The organism is Nodosilinea sp. E11 (genome assembly GCF_032813545.1).
Lineage (GTDB): Bacteria > Cyanobacteriota > Cyanobacteriia > Phormidesmidales > Phormidesmidaceae > Nodosilinea.
In genome coordinates this window covers 5,177,871-5,203,297 of sequence record NZ_CP136520.1, presented here as the reverse complement: position 1 = coordinate 5,203,297, position 25,427 = coordinate 5,177,871, and the positions used below count along the sequence as shown (strand labels likewise).

Genomic DNA, 25,427 nt, shown 5'->3' with positions numbered 1-25,427 from the left:
GGGCTGGTCGGGGTTGGGCTGGGTCTGCCGTCGTCAGTCGTTACCCCCCGTAAAGCAATACGGTAAAAGCCTTGAACAAATTCCTTAAAACAAAATTAGCGGCTTACCTTTTGCCCTCGGTGGCCTTGGTGCTACTGCTGATTATTTGGGAGGGCGTCACGCGGGTGCTAGAGGTGCCCACGTTTATTTTGCCGGCCCCTAGCGATATTTGGTTAGCCGCCCAAGCCTACGGCACTACCGTATGGCGCAACGGTTTGCATACCCTCAACACAACCCTGATTGGGTTTTTGATGGGGCTGGTACTAGGCGTATTTTTAGGATTTTTAATTGGCTATTCTCGCCTGGCCTACATTGTGTTGTATCCACTGCTGGTGGGGTTTAACACCATTCCTAAGGTGGCGCTGGTACCGCTGCTGGCGATCTGGTTTGGCATTGGGGCCATGCCGGCAATTATTACCGCCTTCACCCTGGCGTTTTTTCCAATTGTGGTCAATGTGGCGGCGGGGCTGGCCACGGTTGAACCCGAAATGCAGGACGTGCTGCGATCGCTGGGGGCATCGCCCTGGGAGGTGTTTCAAAAGGTGGGGTTTCCTCACTCGCTGCCCTACCTGTTTGCCTCGCTCAAGGTGGCGATTTCCCAGGCCTTTATTGGCTCCGTAATTTCAGAAACGGTGGCCTCAAACCGAGGCATTGGCTACGTGATCGTCACCGCTAGTTCTAGCTTTAACGTGCCCCTAGCATTTTTGGCCATTTTGGCGCTGGCGGCCATGGGCATTTTGCTCTACGGCTGTTTTGCTCTGATCGAGCAGCGCACCATTCACTGGGCGCGGTAGCCCTAGCTTCGCTGAATGTGGCGGCGCAGCTCGGTGTACATCTGGTGAAACTCGTCGGTAAAGCACATATCGAGGGTGCGGGGCCGGGGCAGGTTGACCGAAAGCTCGTAGACCAGGGTGCTGGGGCGGGGGCCAAGCACGTAGATCGTATCGGAGAGAAATAGAGCCTCGCGCAGGTCGTGGGTGACCAGCAGGGCGGTGCAGCCGGTCTGCTGCCAGAGGTTTTGGGTCAGCCCCCACATTTCTTCGCGGGTGAAGGCGTCGAGGGCGGCAAAGGGTTCGTCGAGCAGCAAAATTTCGGGCTGGTGAATCAGGGCTCGGCACAGGGAGGCCCGCTGCCGCATACCGCCAGACAGTTGCCAGGGGTAATGGTGATGAAAGTTGCTCAGCCCCACCGTGGCTAACAACTGCTCAGCGGCTTCAATGTATTTGGCTTTGTTTTGGCGAAACCGGCGCTTGTGGGGTTGCACCACCTCTAGGGGCAACAACACATTGTTGAGAGTGTTGCGCCAGGGCAGCAGCACCGGATTTTGAAAGGCAATGCCAATATTTTTGAGCGGCCCCGTGATCGGCTGACCGTGAAAGCAAACGGTCCCTTCTTCGGTGGGGTTGAGGCCCGACACCATGCGCAACAGGGTGGTTTTGCCGCAGCCGCTAGGGCCGACCAGCGAGACAAACTCGCCCTGGGCCACCCGAAAGGAGATGTGATCGATCACCGTCAGCGAGGTGCCCTTGCCACGGTAGGTGAGGCGAATATCGCGGAAGTCTAGGGCCGGAGCCCCCTGGGCCGTGGTAGATGCGATCGCATGGGTTTCGACCATAGCCGTGCCAGCTCAATACACTCTTCTAGACGCTAATCGTCTGGCAGTCTTGGTGGTGTAACGTTGAACACATTTCTAGGTTTCTCAGGGCTTGCTCTGGCCTTGCTTTGGGCTATCTCTGGCCTTGCTCCGGGGGGGTACAGCCGCGCTACCCCTTGCCAACCGGCCCAAACCCTGGTAAATCTGGGCCATGTCTTCAGGTCGTACCCACGATCGCATTACGCTCTGGGCCTTGCCACTCGTGGTTTTGGCCGCATTTCGTGTCACCCTCAGCGGCTGGCTGACGGTGGTGGTCTGTCTGGGCTTTTTGCTGGGCGGCTGGATGCTCGGCCCCGACCTCGATATTCACTCGGTGCAATACAAACGCTGGGGCTGGCTGCGGTGGATCTGGCTGCCCTACCGAGGCAGCATCCGCCACCGATCGCGGTGGTCTCACGGACCCATCATTGGCACGGTGGTGCGGGTGCTCTATCTGTCGCTATGGCTGGGGCTAGGCGGCCTGCTGATCGTCGAGCTGCTCAACGGGTCCCAGCGCACCGCCCTGAGCTGGGGCGATCTGATTGACGGGCTGGGCTGGGCCTTGATTACCTATTGGCCCTGGTGGCTGGCCCTGGTGGTGGGGCTAGAGCTCGGTGCCCTGAGCCACTACGTCGCCGACTGGCTGTCATCGGCGCTCAAGCGCAAACGAAGTAAATCGAAAAAAACGGCGAAGCCTAAGGCAAAACCCAAGGCGAAGCTTAAGGCGAAACCCAAGGCCCAGACCAAACGGCGATCGCCGAGCCAGGGAAAACGCCGTTAACTGCACCGCCAATCTCTTTAGGATCACGGAGCCTGAAGGGGAGAAGATTTTTGCCAGCGATCGCCCTCAACCACCGTATGCACCTGCCACTCGGACCGGGTTTCGGCATAGTCTTGGCGAAAGTGCCCCCCCCGGCTTTCGGTGCGAAAGGCGGCGCTGTGCAGAATTAGCCAGGCAATAGCATGGAGATTACAGAGTTCACCCCAGGCGCGCACCAACGGCCAGCTCAATGCCTCAGGGAGCTGGTACGTTTGCCCAGGGCTAAGCCGGTGTAAGGCCTGGAGGGGATGCTGCTGCCACTGGGTGCGCTGCGGCTGAAGGGCAGCGATCGCCGCCTCTAACCCGCTTTGGGTGCGGCTGATGGCGGCGGCCTCCCACATCAGCTGGTTCAGCTGCGATCGCTGCTGATGAATGGCCGCCAGGGCCTGTTCGCCATTCTGCTGCACCCAGGTTAGGGTGGCGTCGTCTACGGCTAAAACGGCGCGATCGCCCACCGTCTGAGCCACATAGCGTTTTTTCGTGAGGGGTAGGTTGGCCAGTTCAGCACCGTAGACCAGGCACTCCAGCAAGGAGTTGCTGGCCAGGCGATTGGCCCCATGCACCCCCGTGCTGGCATTTTCGCCCACGGCGTAGAGGCCTGCCAGGGTCGTTTGGCTATGCAGATCGGTGGTGATGCCACCCATCCAGTAGTGGGCGGCAGGAGAAACAGGCACCGGTTCCTGCAGCGGATCGCACCCCCAGGTGCGGCAGACCCGCAGAATATTGGGGAAACGATACTGGATGCGATCGGGCGGAATTGAACGCAGATCGAGCCAGACATGGGCATCGCCGGTCTTTTGCAGATGGTGAAAGATCGCCCGGCTCACCACGTCTCGCGGAGCCAGCTCCCCATCGGGGTGATAGTCAAAGGCAAAGCGATAGCCCCGATCATCGACCAGGTGCGCCCCCTCTCCCCGCACCGCCTCACTGATCAAAAAGGGCGGAGCACCGGTTTTAGCCAGCGACGTGGGGTGAAACTGGACAAATTCTAGATCGCGCAGCTGCGCTCCGGCTCGCCAGGCCATCGCCACGCCATCGCCGGTGCTGGCCGCAGGGTTAGTGGTTTGGGCGTAGACCTGGCCCCCGCCACCGGTCGCCAGCACCGTCGCCTGGGCCGAGAGCCACTGTAGCTGTTGGCGATAGGCGACCAGGGCACCCTGGCAGCGCCCCTCCACCATCCATAGCTCTAAGGCAAAGGCGCTTTCAAACACCGTAATGTTGGGCCGTTTCAGCACCGCCTCCGCCAAGATCGAGACGATCGCCCGACCGGTGGTGTCGGCGGCGTGGAGCACACGGCGGCGCGAGTGAGCGGCCTCTAGGGTCATCGCCAGTTGGCCCTCGGTGCGGTCAAAGGCCACCCCCAAATCTACCAAGCGCTCAATGCAAGGGGCCGCCCGGCTAGCCAGGTGTTCTACCGCCGCTGGGTCGCACAGCCCAGCCCCAGCCACCAACGTGTCGGCTACGTGCAGCGACACGCGATCGTCAGCGCCGATCGCCGCCGCAATACCCCCCTGGGCCCAGTCACTGGCAGAAATCGACAACGTATCTTTGGTCACGAGCCCAATACGCCACTGGGCCGGAATCGATAGCGCCGCGTACAGTCCGGCGGCCCCGCCCCCAATCACTAGCACGTCAAAACCCTGGTCATTGCCGCTGGGGGGCTGGGGTGAAGCTAAGTCAGGCTTGGTCAAGGGCAGCTCCCAAAGATGCTCCAACAATTAAAGGCTCAGGCAGGGGTCGTTAAGGCCTTAACTACTAAAAGCCCTGGCCAGTCGGGGTTGACCAATAGGGTCAACTCGACCAGCCAGGGCCACTAGGGGTAAGCGCAGGTAAAAACCCGGCCTACTTATAGACACCGTTGTTAAAGCGGTCAGCCCCTTCTACCAGGGCAGGGTCAGTTACGGTAACGGTGAAGTTGTCTAGATTGGTCCGCAGAATGTTGAGCTGCTGCTCACTGAGACCGGGCAGATCGAGCACATCTTCAACGTCGTCGTAGGGGGCATTCAGCAGAATTTTGCGGGCCAGGGTGGGATATAGCCCCGGAAACTTTCTAAAGCTCTGCACGTTGGCATTGTTCAAGTCAAGCTTATTCCCGTATTCCGTTTCTAGCTTAGCGTCTACCGCATTTTTAGGTGAGGTCTCTGCCAGCCAGACCATGGCCTCAAGGGGGGCGTTTAGCAGATCTGCCCCGGAGATGGGCTGCGCTACAGCAGGGCTGCTTACCCAACCAAATAGCACCGCCAGCGCAACAAGTAGGCCAACCAGTTGTTTCATTTACCCTAATCCTCTCCTACCAGTGTGAATGTCTTATACACAGCATTTCTAAGAGACTACCATTTTCCATGCCCCTGCAACGGAGAAAGAAGGCCGTTGGGTAGGTAGGGCCATGCTCGGGGCGATGCTTTCCCCAACGGTGACTTACCGGTGCGGTTCGCCCAACGCACCCAAGCAGCTATTCCAGAGGCAGGCGCTCTAGCTCTTCGGCGTAGTATGCGCCAATGTCTTGCCCCTGAAGCAAAATTTGCTCGTACTGAATGGTGGCCCTCAGGGTGGTTTGGCTACCTAGGGCGGGGGGCGGGGTCGCGCTTAGCACCCAGATCGAACCCGACTCGTCGACCAGTTCATAGAGGCCCTGGCCCACCAGGGGAATCTGGCGCTCGACGGTGCCGGTCAAAAACACCGTTGCATGGCGGCTTTGGCTAGCCTCGCCAATGGGGGTCACCGGGTCGAGCCAGGCAAGGCCGGGCCAGGTGCTGAGGCGATCGCGCAACCCGTAACCCACCGTCGCATCCACGCTGGCCCCGCAGCTGGTCACAGCCACCAGGGCCAACCCCACTACCCCGTAGTATGTACAACGACGTTTTAAGCAGTTCATAAAGGCTTAATTCGGCAGTTACTGGCGATCGCTAGCTCCCAGAGGTTCAAAATCTGAGACACTGGGAAGACGTCGAATTTTTCCCTGGGCCGAGCTTGCCCTGGGGGTTCGACCACGATCGGTTCCGAGATACAGGTTAGCGCACCCCGGCCATGACCCTACTGCTCGACGGCAAAGCCCTAGCAAATCAAATTCAAACCACCCTAGCCACCGAGGTGGAGGCCCTCATTGCCCAAGGGCATCGCCCCCCTGGGCTGGCGGTCATTATGGTGGGCGACAACCCGGCCAGCGCCGCCTATGTCCGCAATAAAGAGCGGGCCTGTGGCCGAGTCGGCATTGCCTCCTACGGCAAACACCTGCCCGCCACGGTGTCTCAGCAAGCGGTCGCCGATCTGATTCAGCAGCTCAACGCCGACCCCAACGTCGACGGCATTTTGGTGCAACTGCCCCTGCCCGACCACCTCGACGCGGTGGCGCTGCTGCACACCATCGACCCCGACAAAGATGTCGATGGGCTGCACCCGATCAACCTAGGGCGGCTGGTGCGGGGCGAACCGGGCCTGCGTAGCTGCACCCCCTACGGCGTGATGCGGCTGCTTGAGGCCGCCAACATTAACCTGGTGTCGGCCAACGTGGTGGTGGTGGGGCGCAGCATTTTAGTCGGCAAGCCCATGGCCCTGATGCTGGTAGAAGCCAATGCCACTGTTACCCTGGCCCATTCTCACACCGCCGATTTGCCCGCGCTGATGCAGCAAGCTGATATTCTAGTGGCGGCAGTGGGTCGCCCCGGCATGATTACCGCAGTCGATGTCAAACCCGGTAGCGTGGTGATCGACGTGGGCATCAATCGGGTAGAACAGCCCGATGGCTCAGCCCGCCTGGTCGGGGATGTGGATTTTGCCTCGGTGCAACCGGTGGCCGGAGCTATTACCCCGGTGCCCGGCGGGGTGGGGCCAATGACGGTGGCCATGCTGCTCGAAAATACCGTCACTAGCTATCGCCAACGCCTCGCTGCGTAGGGGCTCCCGTTACCCCTTATGCTTGTCTACGTTCACTCTGCCAGATGCCGCTATGGTGCCCACCAACTCCCTCGATTCTAGGCCATCACCTCCTGGCCAGTTTGACCTAAATGCCTACCTGGCCGAGCAGCGCCAGCGGGTAGAAACGGCCCTCGACCAGGCTTTGGCCCTGCGTTATCCCGAGACGCTCTATGAGGCCATGCGCTACTCGCTGCTGGCGGGAGGCAAGCGCCTGCGCCCCATTCTTTGCCTGGCCAGTAGCGAGCTGGTGGGGGGCAGTGTTGAGGTGGCGATGCCCACCGCCTGCGCCCTAGAAATGATCCACACCATGTCGCTGATCCACGACGATTTGCCCGCCATGGATAACGACGACTACCGCCGGGGTCGCCCGACCAACCACAAGGTCTATGGCGATGACGTCGCAATTTTGGCCGGTGATGCCCTACTCACCTATGCCTTTGAACATGTGGCTACCCAGACCCAGGGAGCTGCGCCCGAGCGCGTGCTGCGGGTGATTGCTGGGTTGGGTAAGGCCGTGGGCGGCGAAGGCCTGGTGGGCGGCCAAATCGTCGATCTAGCCAGCGAAGGCAACCCTGATGTGACCCTCGAAACCCTAACCTACATCCACAACCACAAGACGGCGGCACTGCTCGAAATCTCAGTCACGGCTGGAGCGATGCTGGCCGGAGCCAGTGACGAGGAGATCGAAAACCTGCGCCAGTATGCCCAGCGCATTGGCCTGGCGTTTCAAATTGTGGACGACATTCTCGATATCACCTCGACCCCCGAGACCCTAGGTAAGTCGGTGGGCAAGGATGTAGCGGCCCAGAAGGTAACCTATCCCAGCCTCTGGGGACTAGACGAATCGCGTCGCCAGGCTGACCAGCTGATTGAGGCGGCCAAGGAAAGCTTGGCTGGTTTCGGAGACCTGCGCCAGCCGTTGGTTGCGATCGCCGACTACATTGTTGCCCGTACCTACTAGGGTTTGTCTGAGCCGATGGAAAGTTTTACCGAGATTTTTGACAACCACGTGCTGATCGTGGCGCTAATTGCCTGCTTTACCGCCCAGGGGCTAAAAGCCATTATTGAACTGGTGCGCCATCGCAAGCTCAACCTGCGAGTGATGGTGGGTACTGGCGGCATGCCCAGCGCCCACTCGGCCCTGGTTACGGCTCTGGCCTGCGGGGTGGGTCAAACGATGGGGTGGGCTAGCCCGCTGTTTGCCGCCACCTCAGTCTTTTCGATCATTGTTATGTACGACGCGGCGGGGGTGCGTCAGGCGGCGGGCAAGCAGGCCAAGGTGCTCAACCAAATCATTGACGAGCTGTTTCAAGAAAAGCCCGAACTGCGAGAAGACCGCCTAAAAGAACTGCTCGGCCATACCCCGTTTCAGGTGATTGCTGGGTCAATTTTGGGGGTGATGGTGTCTTGCCTGGCGGCTCCGGCCTATTGATGGCTATACCCTAAACGTTAAGCTTGACGCTGCCCTAGGGGCGATCGCCGCTTCGAGCCGGTAGAGCCACTGCCGGGGTGAGCATCACCACCTCCTGGCTATCGACAATAAAGCCCGGAATGTTGAGACTGCTGAGCACCGACAGGGTAGAGGCAGCCCCCTCAACGTTGGGGCTATGGGCAATGAGGAGATAGGAGCGCTGGCGATGGACAGCCAGCCCAACCGCTTGACCGATCTGACGCTGAATGGCGATCGCAGACTCAGGCTCAAATTGGTAATCGACCAGCACCGCAAAACCGCTGCCCAGGGGTTGCGGGGCGTAGGCCGTAAGCGCTGGCGTTGTGGCAGGTCTGGTGCCGTTGGTTGCAGTACCGTTGGCCGGAGTGCCGTTGGCCGAAGTACCGTTGGTCGAAGTGCCATTACCGGCGGGTGTTGGGCTAGTCGTGGGGGGGGCGGGCTGGGCAGCGGTAGTTGCCGGACGAGCCACAAAGGCTTGCAACCCCTCCACCTCAGTCATATATTGAGCCCAGGCGTTGGCGTTCTCGAGGTTGCTAAACCCCCCCGCCCGCACCACAGTATCGTTGAGGTATTCGCAGACAAGGACGGTGCTGTTCGACGGCAGCAGGTTTTGCACCCGATTGCGCTCGGCCTCGGTGTTGCTGCGCACCAGTAGCAAATATTCGTTGGCCGCCGGGGGTGGACAGGGCGGGAACTGGGCCTGGGCCGACTGCCAGAACCCTACCAGCGGCGCGAGCAACAACCCCAGGGCGATCGCCCCAGGTTTGAAAAGATGCTGCCAAGAAGACTGTATCCGTGCGCCGCTGCTCCGTTTCAAACCCGTTACCATCACTTTTGCTAACGCCATAATCTGCCAGCGATTCTAGCCTAAACCACCAATCTCGGGGCAAAGATTCTAGGTTTTGATCTTATTTATACGCCAATCTTACTGATTGACCGCCTCCCCTGGGAGTGGGAATGGGGTTTGAGAGCGCCTTGAGGTTTGGACAGCAGGTTTAGAGATCAGGTGCTAGAAAGCACCTTAAACCTGGCACCTCAAACCTGACACCTTAAACCCCAATCCCCCATGGCAACACCCAGGGCTATTTTCGGGGCCGGTGCTATGAGGCGATCGCCTCTAGAGAGGCCAAGGGGTCGGGAATGCTGGCGGAGGGAGCTTCAAATTCGCCAGTGCCAACGTACTCAAACCGCAGCTTGACCCAGACAATAAATTGCTTGCTGGTGGAAACCAGGGCCACGGCGGGCTGAGGGCAGCTAGCTTTAACGCTAGCCATTTCTGGGGCGTCTAGAAAGGCTGGCGATTTGACCAACCAAAAATTGACAGACTGCTCCTGCTCTTGGTAGTGGCGGCGGCGCTCTTTTAACACTTCTTCGAGGGGTTCTTCTTCTAGCAAAAATTTTTGACTGGCAATGGCGTAGTAGTAGGTGGTCATGGGGTTCTCCTTTAAGGTTTCGGGTTTCAGGTCTGGGGTGTCCGGTTTCAGGTCTGAGGTGTCCGGTTTCAGGTTCGGCTTAATCCTTAAACCTGACACCTGAAGCCTGACACCTCACTCATCCCTGAATGAGCGTTTTCATCTCGCGGACGGCGCGCTCCAGGCCCACTAGGGCGGCGCGGCTGATGATGCTGTGGCCGATGTTGAGCTCTTCTATGCCGGGAATCCGCGCCACCGGCACGGTGTTCCAGTAGGTGAGGCCGTGGCCAGCGTTGACTCGCAGCCCCAGTTCTAGGGCCTGGGCGGTGCCCTGGGCGAGAATGTCGAGCTCACGGGCGCGATCGCCCTCCTGGCTGGCTTCGGCGTAGGGGCCGGTGTGCAGCTCAATGAACTGCGCCTGGGTGTGAGCTGCCGCGTCAATCTGGTCGGCGGTAGCGTCGATGAACAGACTGACCGGAATCTCTGCACCCTGGAGGGTAGTGACCACAGCCTTAATCCGCTCCAGCTGGCCGGCAATATCTAACCCGCCTTCGGTGGTCACCTCCTCGCGCCGCTCGGGCACGAGAGTGACATAGTCGGGCTTGAGATTGAGGGCAATGCCAACCATTTCATCGGTGGCGGCCATCTCCAGGTTTAGGTGGGTGCGCACGGTCTGCCGCAGCAGGCGCACATCACGGTCTTGGATGTGGCGACGGTCTTCGCGCAGGTGCACGGTGATGCCGTCGGCCCCCGCCAACTCGGCTAACACCGCCGCCGCCACGGGGTCTGGCTCGACGGTGCGCCGCGCTTGGCGCAGGGTGGCAATGTGGTCAATGTTGACTCCCAGGGTAGGCAAGCGATCGCTCCCAAACAGCTACAGAATCTACAATCTATGATCCTATCCTAACGACCTCCCCAATGGACTTTAAAGCTGACGCAGCACATCAGCCAACCAAAACTGCGCCCAAAGCCGAATCAGCCCAGAGGTGGTAGGCTGCACCTGGCACGACAAGAGCGATCGCACCCATATCTGCTTTTTCTCGGTGCAGACCTTCCAGTGGCTGGCCCTGCGCTGGCAGGCCCCACTCACCATCCTTGGGCAGGACGTTATTTTGCTAAACAAACCAGGTTAGGCAAGTCCCTCTGGATCGGCGGTCTTGGGAACCTAAGCGGCTAGCTACCCACCACCGATTCCACCTTGGCCGCCGTTTCCTCCACGGCAGGGGCCGGTTCTGGAGCAGCGGGTTCTTGGTGGCTAAACACCAGTTGGCCCTCCTGCAAGTCGACCACGATGGTTGAACCTTGGGCAAAGGTCGTCTCTAGAATTTTGGTGGCAATGGAGTTTTCGAGCAGTCGCTGAATCGCCCGCTTGAGGGGGCGCGCGCCGTAGACCGGATCGTAACCGCTCTCGGCAATGAAATCGATCGCCGGATCGGCAATCTCTAGCCCGATGGCTTGGTCGGCCAGGCGGCGCTGCACCCGCCGAATTTGCAGAGCCACAATCTTGCGCAACTCGCTCTTCCGCAGGGAGTGGAACAAAATTAAATCATCGACTCGGTTGAGAAACTCAGGGCGAAACTGTTTTTGCAGTGCCTTGAGCACCTGGGTACGCATCTCGTCGTAGCGATCGTCGTCGCCCGCCAGCTCTAAAATGTGGTCGCTGCCCAGGTTGCTGGTCATGATCACCACGGTGTTGCGGAAATCGACCCGGTGGCCCTGGGAGTCGGTGATGCGGCCATCGTCGAGTACCTGCAAGAGAATGTTGAACACGTCGGGGTGGGCTTTTTCCACCTCATCGAGCAGCACCACCGAGTAGGGATGGCGACGCACCGCTTCAGACAGCTGGCCGCCGTCTTCGTAGCCCACATAGCCCGGAGGTGCCCCCACCAACCGCGACACGGCGTTTTTCTCCATGTACTCCGACATGTCGATGCGGATTAGGGCGTCTTCGGTGTCGAACAGAAACTCGGCCAGGGCGCGAGCTAGCTCGGTTTTACCCACCCCGGTCGGCCCCATAAACAGAAATGAGCCCAGGGGTCGACCCTGGTCGTTCATACCCGCACGGGCGCGACGAATGGCAGCAGACACGGCCTCTACGGCTTCGTCCTGGCCGATCACCCGCTCGTGCAGGTGGCCTTCGAGCTGGAGCAGTTTTTGCCGCTCCGACTCCATCAGCCGGTTGACTGGGATGCCCGTCCACTTAGCGACGATTTCGGCGATGTCGGACTCGGTGACTTGCTCGCGCAGGAAGGTGGTGCCCTGGGCCTGCACTTCAACCAGCTGAGCTTCTAGGGTTTCGCGATCGCGCTGAAGGGCTTCTAGACGGCCATACTTGAGCTGGGCGGCTTTATTGAGATCGTAGGCCCGCTCAGCCTGTTCAATTTGCAGACGAATTTGATCCTCTTCTTCTTTGAGGGCGTTGAGGGCGTCGAGGGCCTGCTTTTCGCTCTGCCACTGACCGCTAAACTCGGTCTGCTTGGCCTGGAGTTCGGCGATTTCTGCCTCAATACGGCTGAGGCGGGTGCGGGCTGCCTTGGTAGCTGTCCCATTTTCGGCTTCTAGGGAGAGCTTTTCCATCTCTAGCTGCATCAGGCGGCGCTCGATGCCCTCTAGCTCTTCGGGTTTGGAGGTAATCTCCATCTTCAACTTGGCGGCGGCTTCATCGACTAGATCGATGGCTTTGTCGGGCAAAAAGCGATCGGCAATGTAGCGATCGGAGAGCACCGCCGCTGCCACCAGGGCGCTGTCGGCGATGTCTACGCCGTGGTAAGACTCGTAGCGCTTCTTTAGCCCCCGCAGAATGGAGATCGTGTCTTCGGCACTGGGCTGGCCCACGTACACCTGCTGAAAGCGGCGCTCTAGGGCGGCATCTTTTTCAATGTGCTTGCGGTATTCGTCTAAGGTGGTGGCCCCAATGCAGCGCAGTTCGCCCCGCGCCAGCATGGGCTTGAGCAGGTTGCTGGCATCCATGGTGCCCTGGCCCGCTCCGGCTCCCACCACCGTGTGCAGTTCGTCGATGAACAGCACCACCTGTCCGGCAGAGTCAGTGACTTCTTTGAGCACCAGCCGCAACCGTTCTTCAAACTCGCCGCGAAACTTGGCCCCGGCAATCAGCCCGCCAATATCTAAGGAAATCAGGGTGCGGCCTTTGAGCGACTCGGGTACTTCGCCATTGATAATGCGCTGGGCCAGGGCTTCGGCGATCGCGGTTTTGCCCACCCCCGGTTCGCCAATCACCACCGGGTTATTTTTGGTGCGGCGAGAGAGCACCTGAATGACGCGGCGAATTTCGTCGTCGCGGCCAATCACCGGGTCAAGCTTGCCGTCCCGGGCTAGCTGAGTGAGGTCAATGCCAAATTTTTCTAAGGCATCGTACTGCTGCTCAGGATTTTGATCGGTGACTTTCTGGCTACCGCGCACAGCCTGCACCGCCGCCATCAGTTCTGGGCCTTCGACGTTAAAGCCCCGCAGCAGACGACGGCCAATCCGCTCGTCTTCTTGAAAGCCCAACAACAGGTGCTCGACGGAGATGAACTTGTCCTTGAGCGTTTGCCGCGCCGCCTCGGCCTGATCGAGCATACGATCGAGGCTTTGACCCAGATAGAGATTGCTGTCGAGGCCGGGGCGCACTCGGGCCTGGCGCTTAGCAAAGGTTTCTAGCTCGTCGAGAATCAGGTCGCAGTCGAGGGTGGCCTTGGTCAAAATCTTGTGGGCCAGCCCGTCTTCTTCTTGGTCGAGCATGGCGATAATGACATGCTCAACCTCCATGTACTGATGTTTGCAGCGGCGGGCCACATCCTGGGCTTCCACAATGGCGTCCCAGGCTTTGGCGGTAAATTTATCCGGATCGGTTGGCTGCATAATCTCCGTGGCGGGCCGGCGTACTTTGCTTTTTGTAACGGTTGGACGTTCAGTATATCAGTTGGGCGCTGGCCCTGGCCTGACCCCACTGACAGATGGCAGGTTAGGTACAGCATAGGGCGATCGCCCCCAGCAAACTGTTCCCCACCCACCCGCTGGCCCTAGGGCTGTGGGCATCGCTGCCCAGGGCTGGCCGCACCAGTTTGCGCTAGCTAGGCGACACTCTGCTCAAAAGATTGGGACTCACTCTAGATTTGACCGCGTGTAGAACACTGTTGCCGCGTCGCCATCGTCTGCCAGGTCAGGCGCAAAGACCACTGTGCAATGGCGACCCCGATGTTTGGCCCGGTAGAGTGCCTGGTCGGCTTGCTGAATCAGTTCGCTAGAGGTGAGGTCTGGAGTAGGTAGCAGAGTACTGATTCCTAGGCTAATGGTGAGGCGATCGCTGACTGCTGAGGCCTGGTGGGGCAGGTTCAGAGCGGCCACGGCCTGATGAATCCGTTGGGCTACGGTGATTGCTCCCTGGGAGCCGGTGTTGGGCAAAATCACCGCAAATTCTTCGCCACCGTAACGGGCTAGCAGGTCGGTAGACCGACCGACGGCGCTCTGGGCCGCCTGGGCGATCGCGTAGAGGCAGTCATCTCCCTGCTGGTGGCCGTAGGTATCGTTGTAAGACTTGAAATAGTCGACATCAAACAGGAGCAGCGACAGGGGGAGCCGATCACGGCTGAGTCGGCTCCATTCGGAGGCCAGTCGTTCGCCGAACCGACGGCGATTGGCAATCTGGGTCAGTGGGTCAGTGTGGGCTAGACGTTCGAGCTGGCTGGTGGCCTGCTGAAGCTCGGTATTGATGCGGGTTAGCCGGGCTTCGGCCCGCTGGCGATCGTGCAGCTCTTGCTGTAGCTGGTTAACCAGATCGCCCTGGTGAATCGCGATCGCCAATTGACCAGCGATCGCTTCTACCAACTCAATTTCCACCGTTTGCCAATAGCGTGGCCCGCTGCACTGGTGAATGCAGATCAGCCCCCATAGATCTGATCCCTTGAGCAGGGGCACCAGCAGGCAGGCTCGCACCTGAAACTGCTCCAGCAGGGCGTGGTGCTCGGCCTGCAAATTCACCTCACGCAGATCTCGAATTGCCAGGGTGCCGCCGTAGTGGCGAATACCCAGGTAGTGGTCGCCCAGGCCCCGGTGCTCGACCCCAGCAACCACGATCGCAGCCTGTCCGGGGGCTACGGCCTCTGAGACAAAGCAGCCCCCGCCGATCTCGGGGTTGCCCGCAAATTTAAAGATGCCCACCCGGTCAGCGTCCAGGCACTGGCGCACGTCCTGAGCGGCCACAGCAAAAATTTGGGTCAGCTCTAGAGATTGCCGAATGTGCTGGGTAATTTGCCCGAGCATCACCGCCCGCTGATACTGCTGCTCAACGGTGGCCTCGGCCTGCTTTTGGGCACTGATCGCCGCCTCGGCTTTTTTCTTCGACCGCAGCATCTCGTCTTCATACTGAATGCGCTGGTTAATCGGGATCAGCACACAGTCGTTGATGGCCTGATCCTCCTGCTGCCGCCGGACTCCATTGGCCAAAATGGGAACGGCTTGGCCCGATCGCGTATGCAGGGAAAAGTAAACTTCTGCCACTGTTCCCTGCATACGCAGCAGCGGGAAAACGTGGGTCTGGTAAAAAATACGGCTGGCGACGGGCAAAATCGTCTCTATCGGTTTTCCCTGGAGTTCGTGGCGCTGCCAACCCAGCAGGTCTAACAGGGTGCTGTTGACATAGGCGATAATCCCGTTATCGTCTACCGAGATAAAACCGCAAGGGGCTCTATCGATCAGCGAGTTCATCCCCGAGGGCATCGACATAGGCGTAGAACCAGGGTTGACCATAGCCTAGTTCAGCGTCGCTGCCTCCAAATAAGTCTTGATCAGACGAATGGTTTCCTCAGGGTGGCTGAGCTGGGGACAGTGGCCGGTGGCGGTCATCAGCGCTAGGGTGCTGTGGGGCAGATGCTGGTGCAGGTAATGGCCAACCGCCGCCGGGGCGATCGCATCCTCCGCGCACTGTAAAATGAGCGAGGGCACCGTCATCTGAGCCAGATCGTCGCGGTTGTCACCGTAAAAGGTGGTCTTGGCAAACTGCATAGCCATGGTGGGGTCCGTAGAGCAAAAGCTTGCCTCTAGCTCTTGGCTCAGTTCGGGGCGATCGCTGTTTTGCATCACCACCGGGGCGAGAAACTGAGCCCAACCCAGATAGTTTTTTTCCATAATGTCGAGCAGTTGATCGATATCTTCCTGCTCAAATCCACCGACATAGTCTTGGTCATTGATGTAGCAGGGCGATGGGCCAATCATCACCAGCCGCTCAAAGCGATCGGGAGCCGCGATCGCCGCGAGTAGCCCAATCATGCTGCTGACCGAGTGACCGACAAAAATAGCCTTCTCCAGCGACAGAGCGGCACAAATCTCGAGTATATCTTCAGCATAGCCCTGGAGCTGGCTATATCGCTGAGGGTCGTAGGCCTGCGGGTCTGACTGGCCAGACCCCACGTAGTCAAACAAAATTAGCCGATAATCTTGCTCAAAAGCAGGAACAATAAATCGCCACATATTTTGGTCACAACCAAAGCCATGGGCCAGCACTATCGACCGCCGCCCCTGCCCAAAGACCCTGACATGGTTACGACTGAGAATATCTGTTGCCATAGTTGCTAACCCTAAGCCGGTGATTAAACGCTACAGCAGATCACCTTTCCATTCCCCGCTTAGAGTTCCCACTTCCTTCGAGGGTAAAAAGCTAAACCTAGGCACCCTAACTTATATTTAAAGGTCGTTAGCCGTCTTAAATTTTCTAAACAAATAGTTACAGATTTGTTCAACTCCGCTCTACTCAACCGATCGTCGCAAGGGCCACAGTTAAGGCCTCAAGCAATCCCAGCGATAATTAAACGGCTGAACCTAGGCCGTTAAAGCCAAAAACCTCATCTAAAATCCGGCAGTTGCTAAATTCTGGCCAAGCTAACTAATAGCGAATGCGGGGGTCAATGTAGGCGTTCAAAATATCGATCGCAATGCTGATCACCGCGACAATCATGGCAAAAAATACCATCAGCCCCTGTACCACCGGGTAATCGCGCTGGGAAATCGCTTCGTACAGGCGGTTGGCCAGCCCTGGCCACGAAAACGTCACCTCCGTCAGCACTGCGCCCCCCAGCATGGCGGCAAAGGTCAGCCCTAAAATCGTAATCACCGGAATCATGGCATTTTTGAGGGCATGTACCAAAACAATGCGCCGCTCAGGAATGCCCCGCGCCCGCGCCGCTTCAACATAGTCTGCCGCCAGGGTTTGCTTCAAATTGACTCGCACCATGCGCTCAAACACGCCGCTAATCAAAATGCCCAGGGTAAGGCTGGGCAACGCCAGGTAGTAGAGAGTGGTGAAAAAAGCGCCAAAATCTAGTGTCAACAGGCTATCGAGCAGGTACAACCCGGTTAGTCCTGCCGGGGGCGTACCCCGCAGCGGGTAGCGGGTGCCAATGGGAAACCACCGCAGCTGCACCGCAAAAATTAGCTGCAAAATCATGCCAAACCAATACATTGGGATGGCGTAGGTAATAATGCCAAACAGCCGCCCTCCTGCATCTAGGGGTGAGTTGGGGCGCGAGGCCGCCAGGGCACCCACGCTCACGCCTACCACCGTAGCCACAATCATGCCGCACACGGTTAGCTCGACCGTAGCCGGAAAGTGAGCCCGAATAATTTGCCACACCGTCTGCCCCTGGGTGGCCAGGGAAGACCCCAGATCAAACCGCAGCAGATCGCCCAGGTAGTTCAAATACTGAATAAACAGGGGCTGGTCGAGGCCGAGTTGAACCCGTAGCGCGTCTTTTGCCGCCGCCGGAGCCCGCGCCCCCAGAAGGGCATCCACGGGGTCGCCTGGCGTGGCCCGCAGCAGCAAAAACACCACCGTGGTGATGGTCAAAACCATCAACGGAGCCAGCAGCAGCCGGGTGAAAACGTAGTAGCGCAGGGCGGCAGAGCGGGAAGACATGGGGTTAGCCTCGGCTAATCTGCCAGAGCAAAAACTGCTGGGTCGGTTCAACCGCGACGCCATTCACAGCTTCCTGGGCAAAGACGTAGTCTTTGTTTTGCCACAGGGGCACGTAGGGCACATCGTCAACCATCATTTGCTGGAGGTCTTCAATGATTCCCTGACGGGTGGCGGGATCTTGTTCGGCCCGCTGCTGGGCGATCAGCTCATTGGCCTCGGGGCTGTAGTAAAACGAGCCGTTGGCCTGGGACGGGCCTTCTTGGCAAATACTACCGCTGCCGTTCTCGCACCCCAAAAAGGGCTGAATAAAGGTATCAGGGTCGTAGTAGTCGGGATACCAGTTAGAGAGAATGATCGGGTAAACGCCTTTGCCGACGTTTTCCCAGAGGGTTGCCCCTTCGGTATTCTGCACATCGACGGTGACTAGGCCAGGTAGGCCCGCTTCGATCGACTCTTTCAGGGTGTTGGCCACAATGCTGCGAATGGTGGAAGCCGATGGGTACCAAATTTCGACGGTGAGGGGGTTGCTTTCAGAAAACCCGGCCTCGGTGAGTAGGTCGCGAGCCTGGTCAAAATTACCGTCGCCGTAGGCCTCTTGAAACACCGGCTCTGCCACGTCAAAGCTGGCAGGAATCAGACTGTAGAGGGGTTCGGCCTGGCCCTGGAAGACGCGATCGTTGAGCAGCGGGCGATCGACCATAGCGGCGATCGCCTGGCGTACCCGTACATCATCTAGGGGCTCAATGGTTTGGTTGAGCGACATGTAGTTGATCACATTGGTGCCCGCCTCAATCACCTGCCAGCCGCCGGAGCTTTCTTCGCGCTCCAGCGCCGCTACCTGTTCAGGGTCGAGGGTTTGGTAGGCCACATCTAACCCACCGGTTCTAAAGGTGTTGTAGAGGTTGGCGGGGCTAGTGAAAATTTGAATGTCGATGCCGCTGTTGGCGGGGGCATCGCCCCAGTAGTCGGGGTTGACGTCAAGCTTGATCGAGTCGCTGGTGAAGGCAGCCAGTTTGTAGGGGCCGGTGCCCACAAAGCTGTCGGGGTTAAAACTGCCGGTGCCAATCTCATAACTCTCGGGCGACACGGGGGTGACGCCCGAAAAGCTCAACAGGGCCGGAAACGCCGCAAAGGGAGCACTGAGGGTGAGGGTGAGTTCGTAGTCGCCTGTGGCCTCGACATTGGCAATTTTTTCAGACAGCAGGTAGGCGGGCCGACCGCCATTTTCCATAAACCGCTGAATCGAGAAGGCCATTACTTCAGCGTTGAAGGGGTTGCCATCGTGGAGAGTGACATCCTGCCGCAGGGGAATGGTGTAGGTGAGGCTGTCATCGCTGATGGTAGGTAGCTCGGTGGCTAGCTGGGGCACCAGGTTGGTGGTGCCAGGCTCATAGGTGTAGAGGCGATCGCCCAGGTTGTGGAGCAAAATGCCAGGGAAGGTCTCGTAGGCGTCGGCGGGGTCGAGGGTGCGAGCGGTGAGGGTGGTACCAATCGTAATCCGGCCATCGCCACCGCCAGCCGGAGCATTGGCGGCGGGTTGGTCGTTGCCGGCGCAGCCTAGGGCGATCGCAAACACCAGCCCAAACAGCCCCACAAACTGCACCCATCGCCGCCACGGACGACGCGCCCAAATCCCGTTGCCTTTACCCATCCATGACACCGAAGAATTCATCACGTTTTGTCTAACTAACTAGCCAACATTGGGATAGTTGTATCACCCTTTGGGGACGAGTGGGGGTGGGGTGGATGGGTGGGGAGTGAAGGGGTGGGGAGTGAGGGGGTGAAGGGTAGATGAGTGGATGGGTGAAGGGTAGATGAGTGGATGGGTGGATGGGTAGGCGGGTGGATGCAGTCAGCTATGACCTTCACGCCTTCATCCTTTACCCCTCACGCCTTCACCCCCTCACCCCCTCACCCCTTCACCCCTTCACCCCACCACCTCCTCCACCCTCCCCTTCGCAAACCGCTGCCACAGGGCATCGGTCACCAGGTGCGAGAGCAACCCTAGAGGGCCGGCAAACAGGCATAGAGCGAGGGAATGGCGGGTGAAGACGCCCCGCTCCTGGCCCTGCCAGTAGATCCAGCGCCCCACAAACAGGTCAAACGCCAAAAAGTGTACCCAGCCGGTGGCGGTGACATGGGGCTGGGCAAAGATCGCCGCCAGGTCGCCCAGGCTGAGATTGGGGTCAGAGAGGGCTTCGATGCCGTCGACATTGCCGAAGCTGGTAACGAAGAGAAACAGGTACAGCCCAGCCAGGGCAGCAAAGGGCAGCAGCGAGCCCATGACGGTGCGGGTAAGTTTGGTGTTGGGCACCAGCACCATCAGCGTCCAAAAGGGCAACACGAAGAGGTTGGCACCGCTAAACAGCAGCTCTAGCAGGTTGGCATCGACGGTCATAGGGGGAGTATTGATTTAGGGGACTTTACCAAGTGTAAACAGTTCTCGTAAGGTACATTAGCGCAGCAATGCACCAACCCCTTGAGCTACTGCTCACCAGCTCAAGCTCAGGGCAGCTATGGGTAGGGTGGGCAATGCCCACCAGGCTCGGGCTCAGGGCATTGGACCCTGGGACAAAGCCAGATCCGCCGCTGGGGATATTTCGATTGTCCCCAGGCCCCCTCGACCAGGGCCGTGCCGCCGCCCTGGACCCAACGGAAAGAAGTAGCTGACCATCGGTTTAAACCCTTGTTCTGCAAATGGGGCTGTGGGCAACATTCGACCCTGCGGTTACAGCCACCTTTACCATCACCCACCTACCCGCCTACCCGCCTACCCATCCACCCACCTACCCATCCACCCATCCACCCATCCACCCACCTACCCATCCAGCACCTCCTCCGCCTGGGGGTGGAAGTACTCGTAAATCTGCTGGGCCAGCTGGGGGCCAATGCCGGGCACAGTAGCGAGCTGCTCGGGGCTGGCTTCGCGGATATAGTCGATGGAGCGAAACGCCGCTAGCAATTCTTTCTGGCGGTGCTGGCCCAGTCCGGGGATTTCGGAAAGGCGCGATCGCCGCATCCGGTCCGTTCGCTTCTTTCGGTGGAAGCTGATGGCGAAGCGGTGGGCCTCGTCGCGCAGGCGGCGCAGCAGCTGCACGCCGGGCTGGTCGGCTTCGGTGGGCAGCGGGATCGATTCGCCGGGGAGAAAGATTTCCTCGCGCTTTTTGGCCAAACTAACGACGTTGATCTCTTGGAGCAGGTTGAGTTCTCTCAGCACTTCGACCACCGCCGAGAGCTGGCCTTTGCCGCCGTCGATCATCACCAGGTCGGGCCAGTCGGGATTGCCTAGGCGCGGCTTGGTGGGGTCGGTAGCGTAGCGACGAAAGCGGCGGCGAATCACCTCGGCCATGCTGGCAAAGTCGTCGGAGTGGCCGGGCTTCACCTCAGGATTTTTAATCTTGTAGTGGCGGTAGTGCTGCTTGGCGGGCATACCGTCAACAAACACCACCTGAGAGGCAACGGCATCGGAGCCCTGGATGTGGGAGATGTCGTAGCCCTCGATGCGCTTGGGCAAATCGGGCAGGTCAAGGACCACCGCCAGGTCTTGCAGGGCCTGAATGTTGCGATCGGCGGCAGCTTGGGTGCGGGCCAGCTCGTACTGGGCGTTGCGCTCCACCATGTCGATCAGGTCGGCCTTGGTCTGGCGCTGGGGCACCTCGATGGAGACCTTGCGACTGCGGCGCTGCCCCAAATACTGCGCCAGGATGTCGCCTTCAGGCAGCTCATGCTGGGCCAAAATTACCGAGGGAATTTCGACGGAATCGACGGTTTGGTAGTGGTCTTCGAGCACCCGCTGCAAAATTTCGCCGGGCGTGCCCGACTCGGCATCGGCGGTGAAGCCCAGACGGCCCACCAGACGACCCGCCCGCACCTGAAAGATCTGCACACAGGCATGTTTCTCGTCGGCGGCTAGGGCGATCGCATCCCGAGACACGGTATCGTCGGGCAGCGCTACCTTTTGGTCGGCGCACAGTCGCTCTAACCCGCGAATCTGATCACGCAGACGGGCGGCCAGCTCAAACTTGAGGTCTTCGGCGGCCCGTTCCATTTGGGCAGTGAGAATATCCACCAGCTCGGTGGTACGGCCCTGAAACACCATGACGACGCGCTGAAGGGTCTTGTGGTAGTCCTCTGGGGAGATCAGCTGCTGGCAGACGCCAGGGCAGCGGCCAATGTCGTAGTTGAGACAGGGGCGATCGCGGTGCACGGGCTGGGGCCGCTGGCGCAGGGGAAAGATGCGCTTGACTAAATGCAGAGTGCTGCGCAGCAGACCCACATCAACGTAGGGGCCGTAGTAGCGATCTTTGAGGCTCTTGCGCCGCTTGCGAGTGATAAAAATGCGGGGGTAGTCTTCTGACCAGGTGACACAGAGGTAGGGGTATTTCTTGTCATCCTTCAACAACACGTTGAAGTGGGGCTGATTTTGTTTAATTAAATTGGCCTCTAGGGCCAGGGCCTCAGCTTCGGTGTCGGTGACGATAAACTCGATTTCGACAATTTGCATCACCATCATGGCAATGCGCGGCATGTGGCCGTGGAAGTCGCGAAAGTAGGACCGCACCCGCGTGCGTAGACATTTTGACTTGCCAATGTAGAGAATCTGGTCGCGGCTGTCTCGCATAAAGTAGACCCCCGGCTCTCTGGGGATCTCTTTGAGCCGAGCCTCTAGGCGATCGGGGTCATTGACCAGGGTGGGGGGCTGAACCGTAGAACTCACAGGCAGCGCGTCTAAACCTTTGTACTGATCAGGATAACGGTAAATCCATCGCGGTAGATTCGGTTCGCCCACCGGGTTTCCCGAGCCAATTGAAGCATGCTCGGCTGGGATAACCCCAGACACTCTTGCAGATCACCGTGATTGCCCCTAATTCACAACATCAATTGATACCTTGCACCGTCGGATAAAGTTACGACTTAAGCCTTAAAGTTCCGTATTTTTTTGATTTTCTTCTGAAATTGCAGCGACTGACATGTATTTATAGTTACATCCTGATTATTGTCATCACAAGATTTTCCTTATATGGATCCTGAAGAGTTTGAAGTGCGCTATCGAGAGCAAGTTAGAGAGATTCTGAACCGGCTACAGTCGGCAATGGCGGTATCGTCGCAGCTTGAGCACACCATTGCTGATATTGGCGATGCCATCCAAAGCCTGAGTCGAGAGGTTGAGCAGTTTTTAGTAGAACAGCGATCTGATTCTGGCGGAGGCAGCCTGCCCTAGCCTAGATTGTTCACGCAGCCGTCTATCAGCGGCTGTCTAAATCCGAACCATCTGCCCCCGATGCCTAACCGGCTCAACCGTAGAGGCGTCGGCATAGCCCAGCCGCAGGCTCGATCGCATTGGTCCTTTTGGGTCGAGACATTTCCCTCTAAGAACGTTTGAACGTTCTTAGGTTTCTGGATGTCCTAACCATAGGTGACTATGGCTATAGAATCGGGGTCATGGGATTTCGGTTTGGGATTAGTCACCGCGGGCGGGGTGGGGCAGAAGGCTATAGATCGCCTGGGTGAGCTGGTGCAGAGGCACTGGCTTGACCAGGTATTTTTGTGCTCCAAGGGCCATGGCACGGTGCTGGTCGTCGGCAAAGGCGTAGCCCGACACAATGATTACAGGCAGGTCTTGCCAGCGGGCCGACGATCGCAGCCGTTTGAGTAAGGTATAGCCATCAATTTCGGGCAGGCCCAAATCGAGCAGCAGCAGATGGGGCTGAAATTCTTTGAGATGTTGCTCAAGATCGAGGCCGTGGGGAATGGCCAGCACCCAAAACCCAGAGTAGCTGAGATAGTCGGCAAAAAATAAACGGTTAGCCGTATCGTCTTCTACAACGACAATACGAAACCGTCCATCAGCAGTGCTAGACGGAGATGTCACCATTTCCCTTAGATCCTGATCTGAGGACGGGAACAGCCAGGGCCTTAGATGGCTCTGGCAACTCAATACGTTGCACCCCGGATCCTAAATGGATGACGTAACCTAGCCTAAACCAGCGGCCAGAAAAACTTATCCAATCCCTAAGTTCGATTACCCCTATCTTAGTGGGTGCTTTACACGTTGCTTAGAGACCGCTTGGCAAGAATTCAGCAATGCTGGCGATCGCTTGTTCTAGCACCGCTGGTGGGTGCACCAGCGCTATCCGCACGTAGCCTTCTCCCGCTTTGCCAAAGCCAATGCCGGGGGCCAGGGCGACTCCGGTCTGCTCTACCAGGCTCAGACAAAATTCTTTAGAGCGATCGCCCCAAGGCTCGGGCAGCTTAGCCCAGATATACATGGTGGCGGCAGGCATAGGCACCGCCCAGCCAATGCGCTCTAGCGCCTGTACCGCCGCATCGCGCCGCTGGCGAAAGGTGTCAATCATGTGATGGACAGTATCTTGGGGGCCGGTGAGTGCTGCGATCGCCCCCCGCTGAATGCCGGGATACTGGTTGAAGTCAACATTGGCCTTGACCTGGCGCAGGGCGGCAACTAGCTCGGCGTTGCCGATCGCATAGCCCACCCGAAAGCCGCCCATGTTGTACGACTTCGACATGGTAAAAAACTCGATGGTGCAGGTTTTCTTAGGGTCAGCCTGCAAAGCCGATACCGCCGGCTGACCGGTGAAGGTCAGATCAACGTAGGGAAAGTCGTGGGCCAGCACCAGGTTGTGCTGCTGACAAAAGGCCACAGCTGTTTGCCAAAAGTCTAGCGAGGCGGTGGCGGTGGTGGGGTTGTGGGGGTAGCTCAGCACCATCAGCCGCGACTGCTCTAGCACCGCCGCCGGAATATCTTCAAAGCGCGGCAAAAAGCCGTCTTCGGCGTGCAGGGGCATAGGGTAGATTTGCCCGTTGGCCAGGTAGACCCCTCCGGCATGGGAGGGGTAGCCAGGGTCCATCAGCAGGGCAAAATCGCCGGGGTTGAGCACCGCCAGGGGCAGGTGGGCGGTGCCTTCCTGGGAGCCAATCAGCAGCAGCACCTCGGTTTCGGGGTCAACGGCTACGCCAAACTTATCGGTGTACCACTGGGCAGCGGCAACCCGAAAATCGTGGGTGCCAGAAAACAGGCAGTAACCGTGGGTAGTCGGGTCAGGCAGAGCGGCGGCGATCGCATCCAAGACATGGGGCGGTGTCGGCAAATCGGAGGACCCCAGCGAGAGATCGACAATGGACTTACCGGCGGCCCGAGCAGCGGCCTTAGCTCGATCCATGTCGGCAAACACATTGGCCTGGAGTGGCCTCATTCGCTGGGCAATTTGCATAGGGCTGGAGGGATAGGTCGGTTTGCCGCTGGGGTAAGGTTTGAGGTACAAGGTCTAGGGCTACACCCTGCCCTCAACCTTCGCTTTGTTGTGCCTAGTCGAGCTGGTCGATCTGCGATCGCAGCGCTTCCAGTTCGGCGTCTACTTCTGTCGACTCGGTGGCGGGAATAGGACTCTCAGCAGCGGGTAGCTGGCCCTGGTTGGCGCTGCCGCCCAGCATTTGCGCCTTCATCGCTTCCAGTTCCAGATCGACATCACCTCCGGCTTCTAGCGAGGCAAACTGGCTCTCCAGATCGGCCCCGGCCAGCTCTGCCGCCGCCTGGGAGGTGGCCTCCATTTGCAGCACTTTTTCTTCCATGCGCTCAAAGGCGGCCATGGCGCTGCTGGTGTTGAGGCTGCTGGTGGTGCTTTGCAGTTGCTCGTTGGCCTTAGCGGCACTGGCCCGCGCCTTGAGCATGTCTTTTTTGGTCTTGGCCTCAGACAGCTTGCTCTCTAAGCCAATCAGGTTGCGCTTGAGCTGCTCTACAGTGGTGCTTTGGCCATCGAGCTGGGTCTTGAGCGCCACGGCGGTTTCGGCCTGGGTTTTCTTGCGCAGCAGCGCCTGCTTGGCCAGCTCTTCGTCACCTTTTTGTAGGGCTAGCTGAGCCCGCTGCTGCCAGGTATTGGCCTCGCTGCTAGCCTTTTCGTACTGCTGCTGCACCCGCTTCTGACTGGCGATCGCCCCCGCCACTGCCTGACGCATCTGCACCAGGTCTTCCTGCATGTCAATAATGGCCTGATCCAGAATCTTCTCTGGATTCTCTGCCGAACTCACCGCTGCATTTAGGTTAGAGCGAACCACTCGGCTAACGCGATCAAATAACCCCATGACGTGCTGCTTCCTTAAATCTGTGGTGTGCGATGGTCTTTCCTAGTTTACAGAATGTCAGCAGCGATCGGGCGAAAGGGAAGGGTTTCGGGTTCCGGGTTCCGGGTACCTGACACCCGACACCTGGCACCTGACACCCGCCCCCCGAC

Annotated in this window: 24 protein-coding genes; 7 read left to right on the top strand and 17 right to left on the bottom strand. The window is 58.9% G+C overall.

Annotated elements, in window-relative coordinates; all coding sequences use genetic code 11:
- The first annotated feature begins 71 nt into the window (after window positions 1-71).
- Window positions 72-833 carry an ABC transporter permease gene (locus tag RRF56_RS25265; RefSeq protein ID WP_317035918.1) on the top strand — a complete coding sequence of 254 codons (762 nt, stop codon included), beginning with the start codon at window positions 72-74 and terminating at the stop codon, window positions 831-833.
- A gap of 2 nt (window positions 834-835) precedes the next feature.
- On the opposite strand, the gene RRF56_RS25260 is transcribed toward RRF56_RS25265, so the two are convergent.
- The gene (locus tag RRF56_RS25260; protein ID WP_317035917.1) at window positions 836-1,654 is read right to left on the bottom strand and encodes an ABC transporter ATP-binding protein; all 819 of its coding nucleotides are present in this window, start codon (window positions 1,652-1,654) and stop codon (window positions 836-838) included.
- A 190-nt stretch (window positions 1,655-1,844) separates the two neighbouring features.
- On the opposite strand from RRF56_RS25260, the gene RRF56_RS25255 reads away from it, so the two are divergent.
- Window positions 1,845-2,453, top strand: coding sequence for a metal-binding protein (locus tag RRF56_RS25255; RefSeq protein WP_317035916.1), 609 nt, complete (start codon window positions 1,845-1,847; stop codon window positions 2,451-2,453).
- Window positions 2,454-2,476: 23 nt separating this feature from the next.
- On the opposite strand, the gene nadB is transcribed toward RRF56_RS25255, so the two are convergent.
- The 3 genes from nadB to RRF56_RS25240 all read right to left on the bottom strand — a co-directional run bounded on the left by nadB (window position 2,477) and on the right by RRF56_RS25240 (window position 5,367).
- Window positions 2,477-4,183 carry an L-aspartate oxidase gene (gene nadB / locus RRF56_RS25250; RefSeq protein ID WP_317035915.1) on the bottom strand — a complete coding sequence of 569 codons (1,707 nt, stop codon included), beginning with the start codon at window positions 4,181-4,183 and terminating at the stop codon, window positions 2,477-2,479.
- Window positions 4,184-4,334: 151 nt separating this feature from the next.
- Window positions 4,335-4,766: a photosystem II complex extrinsic protein PsbU gene (gene psbU, locus RRF56_RS25245; RefSeq protein ID WP_317035914.1), complete on the bottom strand. Its 432-nt coding sequence runs from the start codon at window positions 4,764-4,766 to the stop codon at window positions 4,335-4,337.
- Between the two features lie 178 nt (window positions 4,767-4,944).
- Window positions 4,945-5,367 (bottom strand): hypothetical protein, encoded by a 423-nt coding sequence (locus RRF56_RS25240; RefSeq protein WP_317035913.1) that lies wholly within the window; start codon window positions 5,365-5,367, stop codon window positions 4,945-4,947.
- A 152-nt stretch (window positions 5,368-5,519) separates the two neighbouring features.
- Between RRF56_RS25240 and folD the strand changes: the two genes are divergently transcribed.
- Genes folD through RRF56_RS25225 form a run of 3 tightly spaced genes read left to right on the top strand, consistent with a single transcriptional unit; the run spans window position 5,520 to window position 7,839 of the window.
- The gene (gene folD / locus RRF56_RS25235) at window positions 5,520-6,386 is read left to right on the top strand and encodes a bifunctional methylenetetrahydrofolate dehydrogenase/methenyltetrahydrofolate cyclohydrolase FolD (RefSeq protein ID WP_317035912.1); all 867 of its coding nucleotides are present in this window, start codon (window positions 5,520-5,522) and stop codon (window positions 6,384-6,386) included.
- A gap of 52 nt (window positions 6,387-6,438) precedes the next feature.
- Window positions 6,439-7,368, top strand: coding sequence for a geranylgeranyl diphosphate synthase CrtE (gene crtE / locus RRF56_RS25230; RefSeq protein ID WP_410510695.1), 930 nt, complete (start codon window positions 6,439-6,441; stop codon window positions 7,366-7,368).
- 15 nt (window positions 7,369-7,383) lie between these two features.
- A complete protein-coding gene (locus tag RRF56_RS25225; RefSeq protein WP_317035910.1) occupies window positions 7,384-7,839 on the top strand; it encodes a divergent PAP2 family protein in 456 nt (151 codons plus the stop codon).
- 34 nt (window positions 7,840-7,873) lie between these two features.
- Here the strand turns inward: RRF56_RS25225 and RRF56_RS25220 are convergent, their stop codons facing one another.
- The 3 genes from RRF56_RS25220 to RRF56_RS25210 all read right to left on the bottom strand — a co-directional run bounded on the left by RRF56_RS25220 (window position 7,874) and on the right by RRF56_RS25210 (window position 10,125).
- Window positions 7,874-8,704, bottom strand: coding sequence for a hypothetical protein (locus RRF56_RS25220; protein WP_317035909.1), 831 nt, complete (start codon window positions 8,702-8,704; stop codon window positions 7,874-7,876).
- Window positions 8,705-8,957: 253 nt separating this feature from the next.
- The gene (locus tag RRF56_RS25215) at window positions 8,958-9,290 is read right to left on the bottom strand and encodes an MgPME-cyclase complex family protein (protein ID WP_317035908.1); all 333 of its coding nucleotides are present in this window, start codon (window positions 9,288-9,290) and stop codon (window positions 8,958-8,960) included.
- A 118-nt stretch (window positions 9,291-9,408) separates the two neighbouring features.
- Complete coding sequence (locus tag RRF56_RS25210; RefSeq protein ID WP_317035907.1) at window positions 9,409-10,125, bottom strand: pyridoxine 5'-phosphate synthase; 717 nt, start codon at window positions 10,123-10,125, stop codon at window positions 9,409-9,411.
- 130 nt (window positions 10,126-10,255) lie between these two features.
- Here RRF56_RS25210 and RRF56_RS25205 point away from each other — a divergent pair, with 130 nt between their 5' ends.
- Window positions 10,256-10,402: a hypothetical protein gene (locus RRF56_RS25205; protein WP_317035906.1), complete on the top strand. Its 147-nt coding sequence runs from the start codon at window positions 10,256-10,258 to the stop codon at window positions 10,400-10,402.
- A 40-nt stretch (window positions 10,403-10,442) separates the two neighbouring features.
- Here the strand turns inward: RRF56_RS25205 and clpB are convergent, their stop codons facing one another.
- From clpB to uvrC, 7 genes are all read right to left on the bottom strand, one after another.
- The gene (gene clpB, locus RRF56_RS25200; protein WP_317035905.1) at window positions 10,443-13,130 is read right to left on the bottom strand and encodes an ATP-dependent chaperone ClpB; all 2,688 of its coding nucleotides are present in this window, start codon (window positions 13,128-13,130) and stop codon (window positions 10,443-10,445) included.
- A gap of 243 nt (window positions 13,131-13,373) precedes the next feature.
- On the bottom strand, window positions 13,374-14,993 hold the full coding sequence (locus tag RRF56_RS25195) for a diguanylate cyclase domain-containing protein (protein WP_317035904.1): 1,620 nt from the start codon (window positions 14,991-14,993) through the stop codon (window positions 13,374-13,376).
- 27 nt (window positions 14,994-15,020) lie between these two features.
- The gene (locus RRF56_RS25190; protein ID WP_317035903.1) at window positions 15,021-15,833 is read right to left on the bottom strand and encodes an alpha/beta hydrolase; all 813 of its coding nucleotides are present in this window, start codon (window positions 15,831-15,833) and stop codon (window positions 15,021-15,023) included.
- Window positions 15,834-16,149: 316 nt separating this feature from the next.
- The gene (locus RRF56_RS25185) at window positions 16,150-17,178 is read right to left on the bottom strand and encodes an ABC transporter permease (RefSeq protein ID WP_317035902.1); all 1,029 of its coding nucleotides are present in this window, start codon (window positions 17,176-17,178) and stop codon (window positions 16,150-16,152) included.
- 4 nt (window positions 17,179-17,182) lie between these two features.
- Entirely contained in the window at window positions 17,183-18,850 is a 1,668-nt protein-coding gene (locus RRF56_RS25180; RefSeq protein ID WP_317035901.1) for an ABC transporter substrate-binding protein, read from the bottom strand.
- Window positions 18,851-19,105: 255 nt separating this feature from the next.
- Window positions 19,106-19,576, bottom strand: a complete 471-nt coding sequence (locus RRF56_RS25175) for an ABA4-like family protein (RefSeq protein WP_317035900.1) — start codon at window positions 19,574-19,576, stop codon at window positions 19,106-19,108.
- A 420-nt stretch (window positions 19,577-19,996) separates the two neighbouring features.
- The gene (uvrC, locus tag RRF56_RS25170; RefSeq protein WP_410510694.1) at window positions 19,997-21,895 is read right to left on the bottom strand and encodes an excinuclease ABC subunit UvrC; all 1,899 of its coding nucleotides are present in this window, start codon (window positions 21,893-21,895) and stop codon (window positions 19,997-19,999) included.
- A 303-nt stretch (window positions 21,896-22,198) separates the two neighbouring features.
- Here uvrC and RRF56_RS25165 point away from each other — a divergent pair, with 303 nt between their 5' ends.
- Window positions 22,199-22,399: a hypothetical protein gene (locus RRF56_RS25165; protein ID WP_317035898.1), complete on the top strand. Its 201-nt coding sequence runs from the start codon at window positions 22,199-22,201 to the stop codon at window positions 22,397-22,399.
- 240 nt (window positions 22,400-22,639) lie between these two features.
- On the opposite strand, the gene RRF56_RS25160 is transcribed toward RRF56_RS25165, so the two are convergent.
- From RRF56_RS25160 to RRF56_RS25150, 3 genes are all read right to left on the bottom strand, one after another.
- Complete coding sequence (locus tag RRF56_RS25160; protein WP_317035897.1) at window positions 22,640-23,053, bottom strand: response regulator; 414 nt, start codon at window positions 23,051-23,053, stop codon at window positions 22,640-22,642.
- A gap of 181 nt (window positions 23,054-23,234) precedes the next feature.
- Window positions 23,235-24,410, bottom strand: coding sequence for an LL-diaminopimelate aminotransferase (locus tag RRF56_RS25155; protein ID WP_317035896.1), 1,176 nt, complete (start codon window positions 24,408-24,410; stop codon window positions 23,235-23,237).
- A 94-nt stretch (window positions 24,411-24,504) separates the two neighbouring features.
- Window positions 24,505-25,278 (bottom strand): PspA/IM30 family protein, encoded by a 774-nt coding sequence (locus RRF56_RS25150; protein ID WP_317035895.1) that lies wholly within the window; start codon window positions 25,276-25,278, stop codon window positions 24,505-24,507.
- Window positions 25,279-25,427 lie beyond the last annotated feature (149 nt).